Genomic DNA, 22,686 nt, shown 5'->3' with positions numbered 1-22,686 from the left:
TTCAAAGGCATTGTTGCTAAATCAGCATCCATATTACAGTAGGCCTGCGGCCGCAAGTAAGTCATATGTCAACTATGCACTTTGAAAAGTAAGGCGAAAAGCATTATCCAAATCTGCGATTAAATCATCAGGATGTTCCAAGCCGATGGACAACCGGATCAGGCCATCAGTAATGCCGAACATATCTCGTAAATCCGCCGGCACGCCTGAATGTGTTGTACTTCCAGGGTGGCAAACAAGACTCTCGCTACCGCCGAGGCTCACCGCAGATTTGAAAATAGACAGGTTATTGATTAAGCGAAAAGCGTCTGACTTTGAAACGTCCAGGACGAATGAGAAGGTTGAGCTAGGTCCGGAACACTGGCGCTTATAAACTGCTTGGTAGGCTTTATTCTGAATGAAGTCGGGATGTAAAATTTTTGCAGATATGTAGGTGTTATCAGAAATCCACTTAGCTACTTTGCGGCCGCTGTCAGCTGCACGCTCCATACGGATGCTCAAGGTTTCAAGCGAACGAGAAATCATCCAGCTTGTATGCGGGTCAAGGTTAAGGCCAAGCGCGCCGCGCGTGGCGCGAACAGGACGCAACATTTCGCGGCTGCCGCACACAGCGCCAGCAACGAGATCACTGTGACCGCCAACATATTTAGTTAGAGAGTACATGGCCATATCGATACCCTGCGGCACCACTTGTTGAAAGACAGGACCCATAAGCGTGTTATCGCAGACGCTAATTGGACGGTGACCTGTTTCTTTTTCAACAAGATCTAGTACGCGATGTAGCGCTTCAAAATCAACTAGCGAGTTTGTGGGGTTGGCTGGTGATTCAACAAAAACCATAGCAACGCGTCCCTTTTTGCCAGCTTCACGCAGCGAGTCAAGCATGCCAGCTTCATCTAAACCGTCATGAAACTCCCCCGTTTCGATATTAAATTCAGGCAAAAATTTACGCATAAGCGTTTCTGTTCCGCCATATAACGGTGTGCTTTGCACAATAACGTCACCCGGACGCAAATAAGCGAGTAAAATTGCGCTAATTGCGCCCATGCCGCTTGAACAGACTACCGAGCTTTCTGAGCCTTCAAACAAAGACAAACGGTCTTCGATAATTTCGACGTTAGGGTGGTTAAAACGGCTATAGATCAGACCGCCTACGCTACCCTCTGGTGCAGGCTTGCGGCCTGCCATGATATGGAACGATTCTTCACCCTCCTCCGGTGTTTGAAAGGCGAAAGTAGACGTCAGAAACACAGGAGGTTTGACGGAGCCTTCAGAAAATTGAGGGTCGTAACCATAAGACATCATCATTGTTTCAGGCTTGAGCATGTGATTACCAATTTTGCTTTTCTTATAGTTTCCGTCGTTCGCCATTGTTAGTTCTTCTCTTTTTTGTTTTTAAACGCTACAAGTTTTCGTTGTTATACGCTTTCTTTTGAATAAGGTTCGCCTGCGGGCTTATTCATCGCTGCAGACGCATTTTTAAACATGCTTGAAAACCCAATAAGTGTGAGTGCGGAGGATGTCACTAATCATCTTTTGCTGCAATAAGATCCATCACTTAGATGCACCTTTTGAGGGATTAAAAAGTTAATAAATCAATTACATTTCCTGTATATTACGCCATCTTAATTTTATACCAGAATTTCTCGGCGGCAGTATCGTGTTTGACATATCACTAACAATCCTTCCTATTTTTTTACTGTTGCTGTTCGGTGCACTGTTGCAATCAAGACGCTTTCCCGCGGACGGTTTTTGGCCCGGTGTAGATAAGCTCGTCTATTGGATATTGTTCCCATCAATGCTGTTTTATAATATATCCAAAGCCGATCTAAGCAGTCTTGTTCTACCAAGTTATGCAGTGATATTGGGTTTGTCGCTTTTTGTTGTTTCTATGTTGGCCTTAGTTATCAGCCTTACAAATCGGGTCAATAGACCAACAGGCACCTCTATATTGCAGGCCAGCATAAGATTTAACTCCTTTATCGCGTTGGCATTGGCCAGTGCTATTTACGGCGAAGAAGGATTAATCTTAGCCACGCTAGGTGCGGCTATATTGATACCTATTGTGAATGTGGTACTGGTGGTCACGATGGTGAGCCTCCACGGCAATAAAAATAGCAAGTCTTTGTCCAGCTTATTAATTAAAGAACTGGTCAAGAATCCACTGATATTATCCATTGCCGCTGGTGTGCTGGTGAACGTTGCGGATATTGGTGAGTACGTATTTTTGCTAACTGATTTAACCGGTCTTTTAGCACGCGCCACATTACCTTTAGTATTACTAGCGGTAGGTGCAAGTTTGCGAATGAGTGAGTTAAAGTCGTCACCTCAATTGTTGGTCCTCTCAACCTGCGCAAGACTCATCGGCTTCCCATTATGCATAGGAATAGGCGCTACACTTCTCGGTCTAGGTCCACTAGAGGCCTGCGTTGCTGTGTTATTCGGTGCAGTACCCACGGCCACATCAGGTTATGCATTAGCGACGCAACTTGGCGGAAATGCATCCATATTATCTGTATTTATTAGTGTACAAACAGGCCTAACCCTAGTTACTTTGCCTATCACAGTGTGGTTTAGCCAAGTTTGGTTTGGATACAATTCAGTGCTTTAATAGGGCAAGGCATTTTTTCACAACTTCGTGTGTACTTTCGGTTTAACGCCTAAAGCTTACAACTTCCGCCCAACATTGGAAAATTGATGAAAAATATAGCAATAAACGATACATTGATAAAAAACCAATAAAATAGAGAGCGACTGATGGCTGAACAAATAGTAGATGTGCTGATTGCTGGAGCGGGTATTTCTGGAATTGGTATGGCCGTGCACCTCAAGCGTGAATGCCCTACTCACACGTTCACCATGTTAGAACAGCGCGATGATATTGGCGGTACTTGGAGCCTATTTAACTATCCTGGCGTGCGTTCCGACAGTGACATGCATACGCTTGGTTTTGACTTTGAACCCTGGACAGAAAAAAAAGCGATTGCGGATGGACCATCTATCCTTACCTACATTACCCGCATCGTTGAAAAATACCAGTTGCGCAAGAACATTGCTTTCGGCCATAAAATGCTCTCTGCTAGTTGGTCCACGGAAGAAGCGCTCTGGACTCTCACAGTCACCGATAAACTTGGCAACCAGCATGAAAAACGCGCTCGTTTTTTGTATATGGGAACCGGATATTATGACTATGAACAAGCCCATGATGCGGTATTTGAAGGACGCGAAGAATTTGAGGGACAAATTGTTCACCCTCAATTTTGGCCAAAAGATTTAGATTACACAAATAAGAAGGTCGTTGTAATAGGCTCAGGTGCGACTGCTGTAACACTATTACCCAACATGGCAAAAACCGCCGAACACGTAACGATGCTTCAGCGTACACCGACTTGGTATGCAGTACGTCCTTCTGAAGATAAAATTGCGAATGGCTTAGGTAGGATAATGCCAAGCCAATGGGCGTACAATATTGTCCGCAAACGCAATGTATGGTTACAAAAAATACTTTTTAAATATTCACGCAGCAAGCCCAAATGGGTAACAAAGATGTTGATGAAAGATGTCAAAAAGGCATTAGGCAGCGAACCTAACGCAACTGACTTTACTCCTCCTTACAATCCGTGGGACCAGCGACTTTGTTTGGTTCCTGACGGAGACATGTTCACCGCGATGCGCGAAGGTAAGGCCAGTATTCAAACCGACCACATCAAGCATTTTACTAAAACAGGTATTCAACTGACTTCAGGTAAACATCTAGAGGCTGACGTTATTGTTACCGCAACTGGCTTAAAACTTGCGATGGCAGGTAAGGTTGCATTTACTATTGACGGTGTTGAAGCTAATTTCGCGGACCATTTTTATTATAAAGGCTGTATGTTTTCGAATATACCTAACATGGCCATTGTGTTTGGTTACTTAAATGCCTCGTGGACTTTGAAAGCCGATATCGTTTCTCATTATGTGTGTCGTTTACTTAATCACATGCAGCGGCATAATCTAACTATTGCCAATCCACAGCTTGATGATCCTGAGGCGCTTGAAGAAGAGGCCTTATTTGATTTTTCATCCGGTTATGTAAAACGTGCTAATGAAATATTACCTCGCCAAAGCACAACTATGCCATGGCGCCTTACGCAAGACTATGGCTTTGAGAAAAACGCACTGCTAAAAGAGCCTCTTGAAGATGGTGTTTTGAAATTTACCAAGGCTCAGCAGGCAAAAGCAAGTTAGTGCTCGATCAAAAGGAGCGGATATGGATAAGCAAGCATTTACAAAATACTGCGCGGACCAACTTAGAGCCGTCTTCATCGCTGCCAAAAAAGGAAAAACGGATGATAAGTTAAAGCATCGAAGCGAAGGCTTGCTTCTTGCTGGCGAGCTCCTCGGTGTGATAACGAAATCAGAAGCCTCTGAATTAATTGAACGAGAACATATTACAGTATTCGGCGAAACAACAGCTCAAAGGGCCGAACGAAAAAATGGCCTTCAAGCGCTCAAAAGAAAATCACCTGATGCTTATTTTGATATTCCGGCAATAGAAAGACGAAAGTAGATTTAGTTAACTGTTTGCTAACTAACTTCACACATCAAACTATCCTGCCAAATATGACACATCTTCTTGCCATAATTAGCAATAACCAATTCTTGTAGGTATTTCTTAGCTTATTTGACCTTTCAGCGTGTCATCGTGTTACGCTTTTTGAACTACCGCCTTGAATCGATGAAAGGCTCCGTTGATGGACCTTACAACTCACAACCTGCTTTCTGCAGACACGTCATTTCCGTAATCAAAAAAATTTTGTTCTAATTTAAAATATTGGAGCAGTTCGTGCTTAGTACTAAGCGTCAGTAATTTGCCATCCGCCAGTTTTTAATTTTTTTATATTCACCTGTTCGGTTGACACTTTTGTAATCATTTACATCAATAGGTAACGATATGGAATTAGATCCCCTCATACTCTCGCGAATTCAGTTTGCGTTTGTCGTCTGCTTTCACGCTATATTTCCGGTATTTACTATCGGGCTAGCAAGCACTATCGCAGGGTTTGAAACACTGCACTTCAAAACAGGCAATCCCATTTGGCAGAAATTATCTAAGTTTTGGATCCAAGTCTTTGCCGTAGTTTTTGGGATAGGCGTTGTGTCAGGCATTGTCATGTCTTTTCAGTTCGGAACCAACTGGAGTAATTTTTCTTATGCTACCGCTAACTTTCTAGGGCCCGTTTTAAGCTACGAAGTTATCACAGCCTTTTTCTTAGAAGCTGCATTTCTTGGTGTCTTATTATTTGGTCGAGACAAAGTGCCGCAGGGCGTTCACCTATTTGCAGCCATAATGGTTGCGTCTGGCACCTTTATTTCTTCATTCTGGATTTTATCAGCAAACTCTCTAATGCAAACCCCTGATGGTTTAGAGCTCATCAATGGTATGTATTATGTGAAGTCATGGAGCGATGCTCTGTTTACACCGTCATTCGGTTATCGCTTTTTACATATGGCGCTGGCGTCATTTTTAACTGCAGCGTTGGTTGTCGCTGGGGTTAGCGCATGGTTTATCATACAAAAACGTGAGTTAGAAGCGAATAAAAAAGCGCTTTCTGTTGCGATGTGGTTTTTATTGGTATTAGCACCTGCTCAAACAATCGTTGGTGATTTTCACGGTCTAAACACATTAAAGCATCAGCCGATGAAAGTCGCTGCGATGGAAGGAAATTGGGAAACATCAACGGGCGTTCCACTGCTACTGTTTGCCATTCCTGACAAAGAAGCGCAAATGAACCACTTTGAAGTGAAAATTCCCAAGTTGGCTAGCTATGTGTTAACCCATGATTGGGACGGTGAAGTACCTGGATTGAAAGAGGTACCGAAAGAAGAGCAACCTTTGGTCTTTGTCGTATTTTGGTCTTTCCGGATTATGGTAGCACTTGGTTTACTCATGATTATGTTTGCAGTGTGGGGCTTAGTGTTAAGACCAAAAGGCAGAATGTACGAGTCGACCGTGTTTTTGAATGGCTTACGTTTGATGAGCGTCGCCCCTTTCATCGCAGTATTAGCGGGTTGGGTAGTGACAGAATCCGGCAGAGCACCATGGTTGATTTACGGTCAAATGACCCATGCACAAGGCTTAACTCCCTCTCTCACCGGCGGCATGGCCTTATTTACCTTAATCGGCTACGTGGTGGTATACAGTCTGGTGTTCAGTTCAGGCATCTATTACTTATTAAAAGTATTTAGAGGTGGCTTAGAGAAAGCTAACGCACCTCACGAAATGGACGAAATAGAGCGTCCAAGCAGACCCTTTTCAGCAGCACACGTTGCCATCGATGGAGATGCATAAGCATGGAACAACAATTTGATTTAACGATTATTTGGGCAGGCATCATTGGCTTTGGATTAATGATGTATGTATTAATGGATGGCTTCGATTTAGGGCAAGGGATATTGTTTCCCTTCGCCCCTGATGAGAAAGCGCGTGATACTATGATGAACTCAGTCGCCCCCGTTTGGGACGGTAACGAAACGTGGTTAGTATTAGGTGGTGCGGGGCTTTTAGCTGCATTTCCTTTAGTCTATTCAATTTTCTTACCCGCACTGTATATTGGAGTGTTTTTACTTCTCGCTGGCTTGATTTTTAGAGGTGTTGCTTTTGAGTTTCGATTCAAAGCGAAAACCTCTAAACACCTATGGAGCTGGTCTTTTGCCGTAGGCTCTACTGTTGCCGCATTCGCACAAGGTGCAGTTGTTGGTGCATACATACAAGGCTTTGAAACTGAAGGCTTCGTTTATTCAGGCGGCGCGCTCGACTGGCTGACGCCTTTCACCGTGATTACCGGGCTGGGTTTAGTTGCTGGTTACGCATTACTAGGAAGCACTTGGCTAATAATGAAAACTGAAGGTGCAGTACAAGACTGGGCTTATAAAATAACGCCGCGCTTGCTTGCTGGGCTTTTAAGCGTTTTTACTATCGTTTGCATTTACACGCCATTCATTGATGAAACTGTGAAAACACGTTGGTTTGATAACATCAGCATTATTTGGATTTTGCCAGCACTTGCTCTTTATTGTTCATTCGTGGTGTTGCGTTCAGTGAAAAAGAGACAAGACGGTATGCCTTTCGTGGCCTCCATGGGTATCTTCTTATTCAGCTATCTTGGTTTGCTAGTGAGTAAATGGCCATACATCGTGCCTCCTAACTTTACTATCTACGATGCCGCATCGTCTTATAACTCGCAATTGTTTCTGCTATTGGGCTTCCTTTTTGTTATTCCTATTGTTTTGGCTTACACAAGCTGGACCTACTGGGTATTTAGAGGAAAGGTAAAAGAAGGCGGTTACCACTAAACTGATGTCAAAAGCGTTAATATTACGGCCTGCGCAAACAGGCCGTCATTTTTTAAGTTCACATGCAAACAAACAACGCCTTGCACTCTCAATGGCAGTGATTGCTGGTGCATTGTCGACCGTGTTCATGTTGATACAGTGGCTGTCTTTTTCTTTTTTAGCTGAAAAAATCATCGTTGATGATGCGTCACTTAATACGCTAAATCATTTATTTATCTGGTTCACTGCTGCTCTTCTCATTCGTACTTTACTCACTCGGCTACAAACAGTCTTTTCGCAAACAGCGAGTTTACATGTCAGACGCAGCATTCGAAGCGCAATATTGGGACATTGGCGCATATCCAGCCCTATTAACCTGAAAGAAACGTCGGTAGGTGCATCAGCAGCCCAGTGGGTTGAGGAAGTCGAAGCGATGGATGGGTATTTTTCCCGCTATTGGCCGCAACAAATGCTTGCGCTCATATCTCCACTATTGATTTTATGTGTTGTCGCTTATTTAAATTGGTTATGCGCAGTGTTGTTGTTAATTTCTGCCCCGCTTATTCCATTGTTTATGATATTGGTGGGAATGGGCGCAGAAAGGCTTAATCAAAAATATTCAACTATCAGGCAGCGCTTAGCTGGGCACTTTTTAGATCGGGTGGTCAACCTGACAACGATTAAAATGTTAGGCGCTGAAAATGATGTTTTTGAAGAGGTTGGCGAGCATAGCGATAATTATCGCAAGGTGATAATGAAGACGCTAAAACTCGCCTTTTTATCGTCTACCGTTTTAGAATTTTTTACCAGTATCGCCATAGCGAGTTTGGCTATTTATATCGGATTTTCTTTGTATGGCGCCATTACTTGGGGCCCTGCCGATAGTCTTACGCTGTTTACAGGCCTCGTCATTTTAATCCTCGCCCCTGAGTTCTTCCAACCTTTACGTAATCTGTCTCAGTATTATCATGATCGCGCAACCGCAATCGGCGCAGCCAATAATCTAGTTGTACTTTTGAATGAAGGCTCTGAAAGTCAGGTATACAATGAACGCAAGAATTTGAATGAGCAGCTCAGCAGCGAAATCGGCACCAGCAAAAAGCCAGACTGTAAGGCTCGCATCGAATTTCACAAGTTATGCGTTGCATTTCAAGAAAATCATGCACTGACTGCACCGATTAATACTGCATTAAACACAGGCCAAACCCTAGTCATAACCGGTAATTCAGGCTCAGGCAAGTCTACTTTACTGAATATTATTGCAGGCTATATTCCAGTGACGCATGGCGAACTGCATTTTTATCCTTGCCATGATTTACCCATAGCCTATCTCCCGCAAAATGCGTGGATTAAAAACGACACGATTTATAATAACCTCACTGCATTGGCCCCGAACGCAAGCAAAAAAGACATGTTAGATGCGCTGGACACGCTTGGTTTAGCTAGTGAATTAGCTTTGAATCACTCAGGTTTAGACACCGTAATCGGAGAACATGGACAAGGACTTTCCGGTGGGCAAATGCAGCGTATTGCGCTGGCTAGAGTCTTATTGAATCCAGCACCGATAGTGCTATTAGACGAACCTTCAGCAAAATTAGATTTAATCAGCAAAAAATTCATTATTAAAGCCCTTCAAACCTTAAAGCCCGATGTCATTTTAGTGATAGCAACCCATGATCCCTCTCTCATTTCTATTGCTGATATTCACCTCAACTTAGACACGCTAAAAGAGGTAGAAAATGCAGTATTGGTTTAACTTACTCATAAGAAGTCAGGGTGGCCGCTTATATTGGGGCGTATTTTGGGCATTCTTTTCTGCAGTGTCGGCAGTTGCTCTACTCGCCCTTTCTGGCTGGTTTATCACCGCAACTGCATTGACTGGTGTAGCCATAACAGCGGGTGTATTTGTTAGATTTGATATGTATTTACCAGGCTCAGGCATTCGCTTTTTTGCACTGAGTCGCACGGTCGGACGATACGTTGAGAGGATCTACAATCACGACACTATTTTACGCTTAATTTCTACGTTTAGGTTACGATTGTTTAAGGGCTTGTCTAGCCTACCTCTCAGTGATTTGCGCTCAACATCAGACAGTGAATGGTTGGGTAAGCTTACCGCTGATTTGGATTCTCTCGATAGCATTTTAATTCGCTATACCATTCCACCCATTGTCGTTACGCTGCTCATTTTGACCCTGACTTTATTTTTGAGCTTTATTTGGCTCGAACTTGCGCTGTATCTCGGCGGATTCCTGCTTTTGTGTATTGCCGTCGTTATCGGCCTAACCATCTCGCAGACGAAGACACTAGCCGAATCGTCATCTCTTTTACTGAGTGATCTCAGAGCCAACATCATTGAGCATCTTCAGGGGGCTTTTGTTTTACAGTCCCATGGCTTAATGGAGCGTCACGAAACGCAGATCCTTCAGCGCCTCGATGCATTTCATAATGTTGAAAAGTTGCTGAACTCAACGTTAGCCAATATTCAATTATTACTAGACTTTATTCTTGGGCTTGTATTAATTGTATTAGTGATTGTTGGCCTTTATTCAGTAGAGTCAGGAGGAATTAGCGGACCCACGGCAGTCATGCTCGCAATGCTGTTTATTGGTGTCTCAGAGATATTGCAGAGCCTACCAAGTCAATTTAGTACTTGGGGTAAAACGTCTTTTTCTGCCAATAGATTAAAGACCTTGGTAAAGCAGCCAAACACCGAATCTGATTTTGCAAAGCTTGATATCGAAGCCATCTCAGTAACCGTGTCGCAACACCCTAAAATTCCAATTAGTCAGAAAAAAGATCTTGTTTTTTCAATAGAGAATAAACAAATAAACCTCATTTATGGTCGTTCTGGCGCGGGTAAATCGACGCTAGCAAACTTACTGGTGGGCACAGAGGAACAAAAAACACAGTCTGCTGAGCAGGCCACCAAACAGCAAGCAACTATCATAGTTAATGCGAATACCAATTTATGCGAGATCTCGTCCTCTGATTGGCACAGCCGCCTTGGTTACCTTGATCAAAGTAACTCAATTTTGGCAGGCACATTAGGCTACAACTTGGCTTTAGGCTTACCAAACGTATCAGAAGATGCAGTTTGGCAGGCGCTTAAACTAGTGGAACTGCAGGAGTGGGCAAACAATTTACCGCAAGGCCTAAATACATGGTTAGGTGAAACTGGCGGTAAAGTATCTGGTGGACAAGCTAGGCGTATTTGCTTATGCAGGCTTATATTAAGAAACCCACAGCTTGTTGTTTTAGACGAGCCTTTCAATGGAATGGATGAAACAATGGCCGCTCGCATTTGGCACAATATTTCGCCATGGCTAACATCGAAAATGGTTGTTCTACTCACCCACGAAAGACCTTTATTTTTAGGTGATCAGCTGGAAAATGAAGAGTCGGCGAAAAGTATAGGAAGTGAAGTGTGCTTGGATGCTTTAGAAAAATAATCGCAATACAGTAATGTTTGCACAACGAACGGCAGGAAAAAGCAACTTATGAATAGTCTCTACAAATCGCTAACACTCGCATTAACCGTCAGTTTTTTAAGCGCATGTGGCTCATCTCCGTATTCGGACTCAGCTCAGCATATCGCTGGCTCAAATCTTCAAGTCGCAGTTAAAGAAAACTCAAAAAGTGTAAGCACACCAAGCCACTTGCTAAACGTTGCCACTTGGAACGTTGAGCATTTGGCCTACCCAATCGATCAAGGCTGCAGACCACGGGACGAAAATGAATTAAACGCTATGCGAGCGTACGCTCAAAAATTGGATGCCGACGTCGTTGCACTGCAAGAAGTTGCTTCAAAAGAAGCCGTTCACCTACTTTTTCCCGAAGCCGAGTGGCAAGTTATCATGTCCGCAAGACCTGACAGCAAGGCTTACGACTGTCGTGGTTCAGGATATAAATCCACTCAGCAAAAAACAGCTATAGCGGTAAAGAAAGACCTAAGAATTTCTGCAGTTGAACAAAATGAAGTACTTGCGCTAGGTCGACCAGGACTTCGATTTGGTTTAGGCATATCCCTTGAAACCCCTGTTGGCGTTGTCGAAATCCTTAATTTACATTTAAAAAGTGGTTGTTTTGTCGACGACTATTTAAAGAGTGACTCCCAATCCTGCGAAAACCTTAGCGAACAAGCCGAAATTTTGTATGACTGGATAGAGCAACGCGAGACTGCATCGACTCCTTACATTATTTTAGGAGACTTTAACCACCGCATTTCAGCGCCATACAATAGAATGACGCAATCCATACTCGCAAAATCAAAAAGTGCCTCTTCGCCAATCCGCATAGTGACGCAAGCTATTATCGGTTGTCACCCACGTTATCCGGCGCCAATAGACCATATTATTGTTGGTGGATTAGCATCAGACAGCGTAACTTTTAGTCCGTTAACTCATTACTATGAGGATATGAGTGAAGACGCGATGTTGAGCGATCATTGCGCCACATCAGTAGACATTTTGCAGGCTCGATACCCTTTATCCTCGTCAGTGAAATGGCAAGTGACTAGCAAGGAGTATGAGCTTATTACACGCGCTATTTATCAACAAGCCAGTACCAAACTAATGAATAAAAGCCTTCCAACCGGACCTTGGGTTGCTGTCATGGATTTAGATGAAACGGTGTTAAACAACAGCCAATACCAAGTTAATTTAGATACGTTTGGTCAAACGTATTCATCGTTAACATGGAACGACTGGATTAAAGGTGAGAAGGCAACATTAGTGCCTGGTGCTAAGCAGTTTATTGAGACTGTTTTGGCACAAGGCGGAAAATTGGTTTTTGTGACTAATCGGGAAAAAGCGCTAGATGCTTACACTTGGTCTAATATGCTTGCATTAGGATTGCCGATTAACGAGAAAAACACCTGCCTGATGGGCCGTTCAAGCGTCGATGTTGATGCAGTCAAAAAACCGAAATATGCGAATGATAAAGACTTACGACGTGAAAAAATTGCCCTTGGTACTCCTGACTGCTTTTCAACTCAAAGCTTAATGCCATCTGAATGGAAAACAGCGCACACTATCGTAATACAGGTGGGTGATAACATTGAAGATATCAACGATACCACCCAGGAGGATGCTATCGTCGACAGCATATTAACGCGTTGGGGAGAGAGCGTTATTATATTGCCTAACCCCATGTATGGCTCTTGGAACTAAGCCGTTATTCACACTTTACCACTGATATATCGGCCTTTATCTCTTCACTCGTGAACCAAGAAAAAGTCTCAACAGGTTCATTCATCGCGAAGATATATGGGGTTTCAGACGCTTTCATCGTGTCAGTCGATTTACGTAAGGGATGAGGTTTTTTATCGCAGTAAAGATAAAACTCAGTTTGCTTTGCACCTGCTTTTTGATGCGCCTGCTTACCGTTAAAAACACCACACAATAATTCCGTGTCGTTCGTTGTTTGGTTAATTGAATCGATATATTCGCCAGAGGGTAAGATCAACGCCAAGCGATCATCGGCGTTGTCATCGGTGCTGCCATCAGCAAATGATGTGAGAGGATAACTACGGCCGTTAGGTGTTTTAATAACTACTGTGGTGGCTTTGCCTTCTCTATCAAAGAAATGTGTTAAGTCGTTCCAATACACCATTGAGTGACATCGTTTGTCATTAAATTCGTATGATGTCGTCCCTGAATACAGGTGATTGGTGCATGCCGATAGCAATAATATAAAAGCTAGTGTTAATGTGTTTTTCATCATATTCCCTATACCATCATGTTTAGGAGACCATCACCAACAACATCACTGTCCCAATAAGCCGTATGTGCTAACAGCCAGTTTTTACCTGTATCAACCGGAAAATCTCTGATGAACCAGCCAAACTCAGGAGTATCTTTTTTGTATTTCTCTGCAATTTTGTGGCCCCTGAGCTTCATGCCAAAAATATCCCCAGAAACGACAGGGTCTGTTACATCGAAATAGTTTAGCCATTTAAAGCTATACGTACCTTTTCCTAAACTATTGGCAATGTTTCGACCGGTTTTTTTGAACATACTCAAGCCCAGCGGAGAGCCAATAGTTAATAAGCCTTGAACCGGCCATGTCAGTGGGTCGTCGCGATCAAACAATCCGTCGGTTTCAATGAGCTCGTTGATAACGTCAAAAGTGTATACGGTACCTAGACTATGCGCGACAATGTATACGGGAATGCCTGCTGCGTAATAAGACAGGCTCCTTTCTCGTAGTCCTTCCCTTATTTTGTTTGCTGTAGAAACATTTGCTAGAGAAATAGTGACGTCACCTACCAAGTCAATTATTGCTGGAGCCAAGATCACACCAATACCTGTGCTCAATATGACGCTTGATAGATTTTTAAGTTTTGAAAGGCTGGCGTCCGATATATTTTCATATTTATATAAATCTACGTCGAACTTTAGGTTCAAACCATTGAGTCTTGATTCAATGGTTTGTCGGATCATTTTATCCTGGTTTAAAGAGGAATCGTCTCCCAGTTGAACACCGTGTACAACTAAGACAACTGGATTATTTTCTGGAGATACTGGCACCTGAACATCCTATGTTGAAACCATTTGATTAATAATTAACCAATGCGCACGGTAAATCAATACAAATCATCAAACAGTTGTAGCCAGAAATACATTATGGACTAGATGAAAGAGCCAACCTTATTCACCAGGCGCTGGCACATCTAGTTTGCTTACCTTTTGATCTTCAGTGATTTTGGTAGCAAACGCTTTTTCTTCATTATCCGCCTCTAAACCGCTCTGCTCTACTACCTTTTTTGGTGTAAAGGATAGCTTCGTTAGCAGTGAAAAGTGATCGGATCCAATTGAGGGGAGCCGCTGAATGGAGTGCATAGTGAAATGCTCACTGTGAAATAGATGGTCAAGTGGCCAACGCAAAAATGGATAGCTTGCGTGGAACGTGTTGAACATTCCTCTGCCTATTCGAGGGTCAAGTAAACCACTGAGTTTTCGAAAAAGCCGAGTGGTGCGTGACCATGCAACATCATTAAGATCACCGGTAACAATAGTCGGCTGCTTACTGCTCGCCACACTGCGCGCAACAATAACTAGCTCAGCATCCCGCTCTGAAGACTCCTCGTTTTCCGTGGGGCTAGGCGGCGCGGGATGAAGAAAGTGCACTCTTACCCAATCATTCGTGCGCAACTTCAATAAAGCGTGCATTGATGGAATATCATCTTCCACTAAAAAAGAGATATCTACTTCATCAAGCGGTAATCGAGAATACACATGCATTCCATACAAATTATCCAAAGGACAGTTGATGGTATAAGGCATGTCGGCTTTCAGCGCGTCTAATTGATCTTGCCACCATTGGTTGGACTCTAATGTCACCAGAACATCAGGCTGATGCAAATGCACCAACTCAATCAGTTTGTGTGCATCACGATTCGGCATCAACACATTTGCTGTAATGATGCTCAATTGGCGCTCGACAGCATTGTCTTTTGTCGCCAATACTTCTGCTGGCCAAAGTTTGGTATAGGGCAATATCCACCATAGGTGGTAACAGCAGCAAAGAAATACAATCGAGCACAATAACCAAGACGTCAGCATTGTGAAATCAAGATAAACAATCTGTGCTAATAATAGAAATGCGGCAAGTATTGCCAGCTGCAGGCGAGGAAAATCAAAACCACGAATAGTCCAATGTGCGTTATGAAGAATAGGTAAAACCGTCACTGTTAAGATGATTAAGGTTAACAGTGATATTAGCAGCAGCATGCGCTTTTCCTTGTTGCAATTTCAGTTCAAAAAATGAGATGTAGCTATAAAACACGTAAAATTTTTCATCATTTAATAGTACTAGCTAAGAACCAATCTCTGGATAAGTGCCTTGAACAATCTATTCGTAATAAACTGATTTGTAATTAGCGCTGACTTCTATTATTACTTATATTTGTGCACAACACTAAATTACTTGCATAGAAGGCATGCTCTAAGGTGTTTATTGCTTAAGCGAGAGATATCAGATTTATAAACTCATTTATTCTTCATAAATTATAAATGAATTATGCTCTCTAAACCCAACAAAATCACAGCCATTGCATAGATTAGCGACATCGTTTATTGTCAAATGAGGTCTTTAGCCACGGAGAACAAAGCAAATGATTGATACAGAACCCCACCATATTTCACCTGGGAGCGTAATTGATCTGCACGATATTTCCACTCGAGAAAACGGCGGTCTTAAGAAAAAAGAAGGTAAAAAGGCAATTCATAAGCTCTCCAAGCGCTTGGTCACTCTTCAAGAATTGCTTTATGCGCAGAAGAAAAACAGTCTGTTGGTTATCTTTCAAGCGATGGACGCAGGCGGCAAGGACTCCACAACCCGACGTGTATTTTCTCCTCTCGATCCTTCAGGCGTGCAGGTCAAGAGCTTTAAGAGCCCCACTCAAAGAGAACAACTTCAAGACTTCCTATGGCGTATCCACCATCATGCTCCCCGCAAAGGGTTTATCTCAATATTCAACCGTTCTCAATATGAAGATGTCGTGGCTGCGCGCGTGAGAAAACTTCAGCCTCCAGCTATATGGCAAGGCCGGTTTGAACACATAAACGCATTTGAACAATTGCTGACGAGCGACGGCACAGTTGTACTTAAGTTTTTCTTACACATATCCAAAGGCTACCAGAAAGAACGATTACAACGCCGCCTGGATCGACCCGACAAACATTGGAAATTCGCACCAAGTGACCTTAAAGATCGCGAGCATTGGGATGACTACATGCAGGCATACAGTGAGGCCTTCGAGCGTTGTTCGACCAACGCCGCTCCATGGTATGTCGTGCCTGCTGAACGAAGATGGTATCGCGATCTGATTGTGCTACAAACCATTGTCAATGCGCTTGAATCGCTGCAAATGAGTTATCCGAAAGCGGACTTTGATGCGAGTGCTATTGAGATTATTTAAGGAGATATTTTGAGCACAACGAAACTACAGAACTGGATACCACCACGCAACAAGAATTTTGAGGGTAAAGAGCGCCGAGTTGGTGTAGAACTTGAGTTTTCAGGGTGTGAGCCAGAACAAATTTTGGAATGCATTACCGACGTCTTTGGTGGCGATGTTAATAAACACTCAATTTTTAACTACCAAGTAAAAGAGACTAGTGTGGGCGATTTCACACTTGAACTAGATGCTCAAATCCTACAAAGAATGGTTGCACCTAATGACGAAGAAACCTTGCAAAATAGCGACGCTAACTACGCTGAAACACTGTTAAAATCTGCCGCGGAAAGCCTCGTTCCATGGGAAGTCGTTACACCTCCGATTTCTGTGAGCCGATTGTCAGAGTTAAACGCCTTAGTTACCTGTTTACGTAAACGAGGGGCGTTGGGCACCCGTAGTGCCGCGCGCTATGCATTTGGTTTACATTTAAACCCTGATTTGCCTGATTTAAGCGCAGATACCTTAGTGCAGTATATGCAGGCCTATTTGTGTCTTTACGATTGGATATACGCTAATGAAGAAATAGACGTAGCGAGAAAAATTACGCCCTACATTAACCATTTCGATAAAGACTATATCTTGAAAGTTGTCGACACTCAGTATCAACCCGATCTGGATACGTTTATAGAAGATTACCTTACGCATAATCCGACACGCAATCGCAGTCTCGATCTGTTGCCACTCATTGCTCACATAGATGAAAAATGGGTTGCAGATCACAAAGAAAAAGCACTAATAAAATCGCGCCCCACATTTCATTACCGCTTACCCAACTGTGATATAGATAACTCGGACTGGAGCTTAGCTCACCCATGGTCGCTATGGCTTAGGGTAGAACAGTTGGCAAACAATAATCAGCTTCTTGAAACTTTTGTTGAAGAGTTTCGCGAAGACTATCAACGTTTTACTCGTGCTATCGACAATAAGTGGGTTGCTCGGTGCGATCAATTGCTCGAGCGCCTAGATTCAGAAAGTCATTCATAATGAGCCAATCCAAACCATTAATTGCGGTGACCGGCCCAAGAAAACGGATTTCTATTGGGTGGTGGGCTATTCGCTTTAACCTTTGGCTTACTGGTTTGCGTGGCGTCTATTTATATCCTGGAGGAGCATCGTTGAAACAGTCCATTAGTGGACTCATTATCAGCGGTGGTGACGACATTCATCCTGAACATTATGGCGAGCCCGAAAAGGAAACAAGTCGTTACGACCCTGCTCGCGATAAACTTGAAATGGACATGCTTGAGCAATATCTCGACTCTGGCATTCCAATTTTAGGCATATGTCGCGGCTCTCAGTTATTAAATATCGTTGCGAAAGGTTCATTGTATGCTGACATTCGACCAGACCGTAAAAAAACGCCAAACAAATACACAGCCTTTCCTGTTAAAGATGTAGACGTATCGGCTGACAGTCAGCTTGGTGAGTGCGTTACTCCTAAACACTTTACGGTCAACAGTTTGCATAACCAAGCGATAAAGAAGTTAGGAGAAGATTTTATTGTTACAGCAAGAGATGCTGATGGCTTTGTGCAGGCTATTGAGCACAAAGACCGCTTTATTGTTGGCGTGCAGTGGCATCCTGAGTATTTGCCGTATTTGTCGTCGCAAAGGGAGATATTTCGTTGTTTTGCAAGGGCAGTACGTAAAAGTCATAAATCGCAATAGCTTCTGGCTATGCTTTTTACTCTTATGCAGACTAAGAGTAACTGCCCCTTATATGACTGCTAACATAGGGTTTGAAGATATATATTAACAATGCACACATTCTGCAATGAGCACTGATTTTTTTAAAAAATATATGCCATACTCTAACGCAAGCTGTTTCGAGACAATTTATGAGTAAAAATAATAGAAAAGTCGATATTGTCGATAGCCTAGCGGAAATCACGAGCTACCAAAATAGAGATCTACTAGAGCAAAGTTTAGTAAAGACGATATATGAGCTTTTTCCCAGTGCTGATCAGCGTTTATTTAGTATTGATCAGCATGAAGACAGTATTACGATACACCTAATTTCAAAAATGGGAAATGACAACCAACTTTCAGCAGTACACGTGGATTATGAAAATCGTCAAAAAGCCGCTTTACGTCTCATGTTCGAAAAGGTAATAAACTCAGGAAAGGCGGAATACTTTGAGAACAGCGATGAATCATTGTTCGAGAGTTTCTATCCTGTATTAGATGCAAATAATCGAGTATTTGCCGTATTACAATCTACCTCGCGAGTAAAACAGCTTAAAGAGGAACCCTTATTTACTGGTATTTTAAAGGTTTATTCCAATTACGTGAACCTTCTAGATAAATCACAAAAAGATAAATTGACGGGACTCTTTAACAGGGAAACCCTAGACCAAAAAATACTCACTATTCTACGAGAGCCTCATAAGCCATTAAAACAAGAAGCTTTATTCAGCTCATTGAATAAAGAAAATCGTAATAAACAATCAATGAAAACCTTTCTTGCGGTTATTGATATAGATCATTTCAAATCAATAAATGACCGTTTTGGTCATTTATACGGAGACGAAATTCTGGTGTTAGTCGCTCAATTTATGACTAAAAACTTTACTCGAATCGATGATTTAGTCTATCGCTATGGCGGTGAGGAATTCGTTATTTTAATTAATGTGGATAGTAATCAACAAGCTCAGCAAGCTTTTGAACGTTTACGTATCAATATTGAAAATCATGAATTTCCTCAAGTAGGACAAGTAACGGTGAGCATTGGTTACGAAGAAATATTAGGACAAAGCTCGTCGCAAGAAGTCATTGCAGCTGCCGATAGCGCTTTGTACTATGCAAAACAAACAGGGCGTAATAAAACAGAGTATTACCAAGCACTTGTCGAACAAGGTGTAGTCAAACCTAGTCATATAATAGAATCTGAAGATGCGATTCTGTTTTAATTTATGCGCTACAGATAAAACGTAACGAGCAGAACGAAAACCCTTTATGGATAAGCTAGCGGAGCAAGGCGCTTATGCACAAAGCCCCGCCATTATGCGTTTTCGCTCATAAAGCTGGATGTTCTCAGCTACATTTTCTGCTAGTAGAAAGCCTGAATATCCGTAATCGCACGGCCTAAAATTAACGCATGAACATCATGCGTACCTTCATATGTGTTGACGGCTTCAAGATTCATTACATGACGAATGACGCCATATTCATCGCTGATACCGTTACCGCCATGCATATCACGAGCAACGCGCGCAATATCAAGCGACTTGCCACAATTATTGCGTTTCATTAAAGAAATTAATTCAACCGGACATTTACCTGCATCCATCAGGCGCCCCATTTGCAAACAGCCTTGTAGTCCAAGCGCAATCTCAGTTTGCATGTCAGCCAGTTTCTTTTGAATTAATTGATTTGCGGCTAAAGGGCGACCAAATTGTTCACGATCAAGAGTGTAGGTTCTCGCGGCATTGAAGCAAAACTCTGCTGCGCCTATTGAGCCCCAAGCAATACCGTAACGGGCTTTGTTCAGGCAGCCAAAAGGCCCAGCCAACCCTTTAATCTCAGGAAACATGTTGGCGTCGGGCACAAACACATTATCCATCACAATCTCGCCCGTGATTGAAGCGCGCAAGGAAAATTTACCTTCAATTTTGGGAGCGGATAAACCTTCCATCCCTTTCTCAAGGACGAAACCTCGAATTTTGCCTTCAAGCTTTGCCCATACAACAAAAACATCGGCAATCGGTGAGTTTGTTATCCACATTTTATTGCCGGTAACGCGATAGCCGCCATCTACTTTCTTGGCATGAGTCGTCATTGAAGCCGGATCGCTGCCTGAGTTAGGTTCAGTTAATCCAAAACAACCCACCCACTCGCCTGTTGCAAGTTTAGGTAAGTACTTCATGCGTTGCTCTTCACTGCCGTATGTATAGATAGGATGCATAACCAGTGAGGACTGCACACTCATTGCGCTGCGATAGCCACTGTCGACGCGTTCCACTTCTCGCGCAATCAAACCATAGCTAACGTAATTAACTTCACTGCCACCGTATTGAGCAGGCAAAGTAGCACCCAGCAACCCTAGCTCACCAAGCTCGTTCATGATTTCGCGATGAAAGTGCTCGTGTCTATTCGCTTCAAGCACTCTTGGCATCAATTTTTGTTGGCAATAATCGTGAGCGGTATCGCGGATCATGCGCTCGTCTTCACTTAATTGATTATCCAATAACATGGGGTCATGCCAGCTAAAAGGCGCTAAAGATTCGCTCATATGCTTACTCCGTAAATATTCTAGTATGGGTAATACGCTAGATTAGCAGAAAAGCATATTCTAAAAGCGAGAATAAATATAATATATAGTTTTTATATTTTTGATAACTTTTTACTATTGAGTGTGTAAATATGAACTTGAAGCGTCTTGAATATTTTTGCTATTTGGCCTCGCTCGGTAACTTTACAAAGGCCGCGCAAGCCGCCGGCATTGCGCAACCGGCTTTAACTGTCGCTATTCAAAAGTTAGAACAAGAAGTAGGACTAAAGTTAATTAATCGCGCAGACAAAAACTCCTTACTAACCGCTGAAGGTGAAGTCCTTCATAAATTGGCAACGCAATTGCTGAGCCAAGCGAAACAAGTTGAACTAGAGTTAGAAGAGCTGAAAGATTTGGAGCGAGGCACTATTCGTTTTGGCGTTTCCGCTATGATGGGCTCGTATTATTTTCCTAAAATATTGACTGAGTTTAAGCAAAAATATCCCCAAATAAAGATCCACTTAGTGGACCAAGGTACAGCAGCGCTGGAGAAAATGCTGCTCAACAGCGAACTAGATTTAGCGCTAATAAGAGGGGACTTAGAAAACCCGCAACTGCGCTACAGTGAACTTATCAATGAAGAAGTCGTGGCGGGTATGGCCAACTCAAATCCGCTAGCATCAGAGCAGACTGTGTCGCTAGCACAGTTTTGCCAGCAACCACTTGTGTTATTTCATGAAGGTTATTTCTTACGTGAAGTAGTGAGCCGCTATTCAAAAAAACAGCAAGTGGCACTGGATGTGCGAATGGAGACAAATCTTATCGAACTGCAAAAGTCATTAGTTCGCAATGGCGTGGGTATTACGACCTGTTTATCGCGTATTTTACAAAATGAACATCAGATGACTTCCATCCCCTTTGAGCCAAAGATTGAATTTACCTTGAGTTTGGCGTGGAAGAAAAATCACTATCTTTCAAAGGCCAGTAAAGCGTTCATGACTTATTTAAGCTCAACGATTCAACATTCCGACCTCTAGCCATATGTCATTAATCTATCAATTTTATCCTCAAACCTGTGTATAATGATCTTCGCTAACAAAATCAATGAGAAGCCGTTCTCATCGCCCTGAATATGTATCGACCCTAACAATAGGTCAATACGTTTATCGTGATAAAAAATTGAGTAGTTCAATATGAATAATCTGACCGGTATGCCAAGAAAAACCGATGGGGAAGTAGATCGTAAATTTGTCGAAGCCCTCGCCAGAGGACTAGATATATTGCGCGCATTTAATCCTGGGGACGGATATCTTGGCAATCAAGAAATCGCACAACGTACCGGATTGGCTAAATCTAGCATCTCTCGATTAACCTATACCCTAACAAGATTAGGCTACCTTACTTATTCGAAGCGCTTGGAAAAATATCAGCTTGGCGCTGGGGTATTGGCGTTAGGTTATGCGTTCGTGTCAAACCTTGCAATTCGCCAAGTAGCCAACCCCTTAATGAAAGAACTTTCAATTGAAACTGGCACATCGATAGGTCTCGCAGACAGAGATCGTTTAGAAATGATTTACGTTGATCATAGCGCGCCAAAAGACATCGTCACTTTTAAGAAAGAAATTGGTGATCGCATTCCAATGGCAACAACGGCAGCTGGCCGAGCTTATCTAGTGGCTTTATCAGAAGAAGAACGAGATTTCTTTCTGCGCCACTTCAAAGATAAACTGGGTGATAAATTCAATGCAGTTAAAGCCGGTGTCGAACAAGCTGTACAAAGCTATAAGGAATTTGGCTATTGCTATTCATGGGGAGATTGGGAGCCAGACACTAACGCCATCGCTGTTCCGTTGAAGCTTACGCAAGGCCAAATTTATGTGTTTAATGCCGGCGGACCGGCGTTCCGATTGTCGAAAGAGTTCTTAAGTACCGAAGTCGCGCCACAATTGAAGAGCATGGTGCGGAATATTGAAGCGACTTTGATTAGATTTTAGTATTTAATCTGACGTGCCGTTGCGCAGTACTTTGACGACACGCTTTTACAGCGCCTGTGTTGTCGACTCTGTATGTTTGCTAGCTGTGTTCACATGTAAAATTACAATGGTATTAGTGTAACAGCAGCTGTTTTAGCCTGTTTATTGGAAAAGTCTGCTCGTCTTACAATGTGATTGGAAATGACGCTGAATACTCCCCATCGA

19 protein-coding genes are annotated in these 22,686 nt (G+C 42.8%); 14 read left to right on the top strand and 5 right to left on the bottom strand.

The genetic code is table 11. The features are described from left to right. Positions 1 to 72: 72 nt before the first annotated feature. A complete protein-coding gene (locus tag GNIT_RS00665; protein WP_014107172.1) occupies positions 73 to 1,371 on the bottom strand; it encodes a cystathionine gamma-synthase family protein in 1,299 nt (432 codons plus the stop codon). A gap of 289 nt (positions 1,372 to 1,660) precedes the next feature. Between GNIT_RS00665 and GNIT_RS00660 the strand changes: the two genes are divergently transcribed. The 8 genes from GNIT_RS00660 (at position 1,661) to GNIT_RS00625 (ending at position 12,488) form a co-directional block, all read left to right on the top strand. Beyond that, positions 1,661 to 2,611 carry an AEC family transporter gene (locus GNIT_RS00660; RefSeq protein ID WP_014107171.1) on the top strand — a complete coding sequence of 317 codons (951 nt, stop codon included), beginning with the start codon at positions 1,661 to 1,663 and terminating at the stop codon, positions 2,609 to 2,611. Positions 2,612 to 2,757: 146 nt separating this feature from the next. After that, positions 2,758 to 4,230: a flavin-containing monooxygenase gene (locus tag GNIT_RS00655; protein WP_014107170.1), complete on the top strand. Its 1,473-nt coding sequence runs from the start codon at positions 2,758 to 2,760 to the stop codon at positions 4,228 to 4,230. A gap of 22 nt (positions 4,231 to 4,252) precedes the next feature. Beyond that, positions 4,253 to 4,552 carry a hypothetical protein gene (locus tag GNIT_RS00650; RefSeq protein WP_014107169.1) on the top strand — a complete coding sequence of 100 codons (300 nt, stop codon included), beginning with the start codon at positions 4,253 to 4,255 and terminating at the stop codon, positions 4,550 to 4,552. Positions 4,553 to 4,936: 384 nt separating this feature from the next. Next, entirely contained in the window at positions 4,937 to 6,334 is a 1,398-nt protein-coding gene (locus GNIT_RS00645) for a cytochrome ubiquinol oxidase subunit I (RefSeq protein WP_014107168.1), read from the top strand. A 2-nt stretch (positions 6,335 to 6,336) separates the two neighbouring features. Then, complete coding sequence (gene cydB / locus GNIT_RS00640) at positions 6,337 to 7,338, top strand: cytochrome d ubiquinol oxidase subunit II (RefSeq protein ID WP_014107167.1); 1,002 nt, start codon at positions 6,337 to 6,339, stop codon at positions 7,336 to 7,338. Positions 7,339 to 7,342: 4 nt separating this feature from the next. Continuing rightward, positions 7,343 to 9,073, top strand: a complete 1,731-nt coding sequence (gene cydD, locus GNIT_RS00635) for a thiol reductant ABC exporter subunit CydD (protein ID WP_014107166.1) — start codon at positions 7,343 to 7,345, stop codon at positions 9,071 to 9,073. Beyond that, on the top strand, positions 9,057 to 10,769 hold the full coding sequence (locus GNIT_RS00630; RefSeq protein WP_014107165.1) for an amino acid ABC transporter ATP-binding/permease protein: 1,713 nt from the start codon (positions 9,057 to 9,059) through the stop codon (positions 10,767 to 10,769). Before cydD ends, GNIT_RS00630 begins: the two co-directional genes overlap by 17 nt. Before the next feature lie 48 nt (positions 10,770 to 10,817). Continuing rightward, positions 10,818 to 12,488 carry an HAD family acid phosphatase gene (locus GNIT_RS00625; RefSeq protein WP_014107164.1) on the top strand — a complete coding sequence of 557 codons (1,671 nt, stop codon included), beginning with the start codon at positions 10,818 to 10,820 and terminating at the stop codon, positions 12,486 to 12,488. 4 nt (positions 12,489 to 12,492) lie between these two features. Here GNIT_RS00625 and GNIT_RS00620 read toward each other — a convergent pair whose 3' ends face one another. The 3 genes from GNIT_RS00620 to GNIT_RS00610 form a co-directional block, all read right to left on the bottom strand. Then, positions 12,493 to 13,038 carry a hypothetical protein gene (locus tag GNIT_RS00620; RefSeq protein ID WP_158307643.1) on the bottom strand — a complete coding sequence of 182 codons (546 nt, stop codon included), beginning with the start codon at positions 13,036 to 13,038 and terminating at the stop codon, positions 12,493 to 12,495. Positions 13,039 to 13,046: 8 nt separating this feature from the next. Next, complete coding sequence (locus GNIT_RS00615; protein WP_014107162.1) at positions 13,047 to 13,847, bottom strand: hypothetical protein; 801 nt, start codon at positions 13,845 to 13,847, stop codon at positions 13,047 to 13,049. Positions 13,848 to 13,967: 120 nt separating this feature from the next. Next, positions 13,968 to 15,050 carry an endonuclease/exonuclease/phosphatase family protein gene (locus GNIT_RS00610; protein WP_014107161.1) on the bottom strand — a complete coding sequence of 361 codons (1,083 nt, stop codon included), beginning with the start codon at positions 15,048 to 15,050 and terminating at the stop codon, positions 13,968 to 13,970. A gap of 383 nt (positions 15,051 to 15,433) precedes the next feature. Here GNIT_RS00610 and GNIT_RS00605 point away from each other — a divergent pair, with 383 nt between their 5' ends. The 4 genes from GNIT_RS00605 to GNIT_RS00590 all read left to right on the top strand — a co-directional run bounded on the left by GNIT_RS00605 (position 15,434) and on the right by GNIT_RS00590 (position 19,187). Further along, positions 15,434 to 16,240, top strand: a complete 807-nt coding sequence (locus GNIT_RS00605; RefSeq protein ID WP_014107160.1) for a PPK2 family polyphosphate kinase — start codon at positions 15,434 to 15,436, stop codon at positions 16,238 to 16,240. Positions 16,241 to 16,249: 9 nt separating this feature from the next. After that, the gene (locus tag GNIT_RS00600) at positions 16,250 to 17,263 is read left to right on the top strand and encodes an amidoligase family protein (protein ID WP_014107159.1); all 1,014 of its coding nucleotides are present in this window, start codon (positions 16,250 to 16,252) and stop codon (positions 17,261 to 17,263) included. Then, a complete protein-coding gene (locus GNIT_RS00595; protein ID WP_014107158.1) occupies positions 17,263 to 17,946 on the top strand; it encodes a gamma-glutamyl-gamma-aminobutyrate hydrolase family protein in 684 nt (227 codons plus the stop codon). The genes GNIT_RS00600 and GNIT_RS00595 overlap by 1 nt, the downstream gene beginning before the upstream one ends. A 170-nt stretch (positions 17,947 to 18,116) precedes the next feature. Then, positions 18,117 to 19,187: a GGDEF domain-containing protein gene (locus GNIT_RS00590; protein WP_014107157.1), complete on the top strand. Its 1,071-nt coding sequence runs from the start codon at positions 18,117 to 18,119 to the stop codon at positions 19,185 to 19,187. Positions 19,188 to 19,327: 140 nt separating this feature from the next. On the opposite strand, the gene GNIT_RS00585 is transcribed toward GNIT_RS00590, so the two are convergent. Further along, positions 19,328 to 20,509 carry an acyl-CoA dehydrogenase gene (locus GNIT_RS00585; protein ID WP_014107156.1) on the bottom strand — a complete coding sequence of 394 codons (1,182 nt, stop codon included), beginning with the start codon at positions 20,507 to 20,509 and terminating at the stop codon, positions 19,328 to 19,330. 131 nt (positions 20,510 to 20,640) lie between these two features. On the opposite strand from GNIT_RS00585, the gene GNIT_RS00580 reads away from it, so the two are divergent. Together GNIT_RS00580 and GNIT_RS00575 are read left to right on the top strand one after the other, a co-directional pair. Next, on the top strand, positions 20,641 to 21,525 hold the full coding sequence (locus tag GNIT_RS00580; protein WP_014107155.1) for a LysR family transcriptional regulator: 885 nt from the start codon (positions 20,641 to 20,643) through the stop codon (positions 21,523 to 21,525). A 156-nt stretch (positions 21,526 to 21,681) separates the two neighbouring features. Further along, the gene (locus GNIT_RS00575) at positions 21,682 to 22,482 is read left to right on the top strand and encodes an IclR family transcriptional regulator (RefSeq protein WP_014107154.1); all 801 of its coding nucleotides are present in this window, start codon (positions 21,682 to 21,684) and stop codon (positions 22,480 to 22,482) included. Positions 22,483 to 22,686: the final 204 nt, after the last annotated feature.

Origin of the sequence: Glaciecola nitratireducens FR1064, assembly GCF_000226565.1 — a bacterium.
Taxonomy (GTDB): Bacteria; Pseudomonadota; Gammaproteobacteria; order Enterobacterales; family Alteromonadaceae; genus Glaciecola; species Glaciecola nitratireducens.
This window is presented reverse-complemented; position numbering and strand designations above follow the sequence as displayed.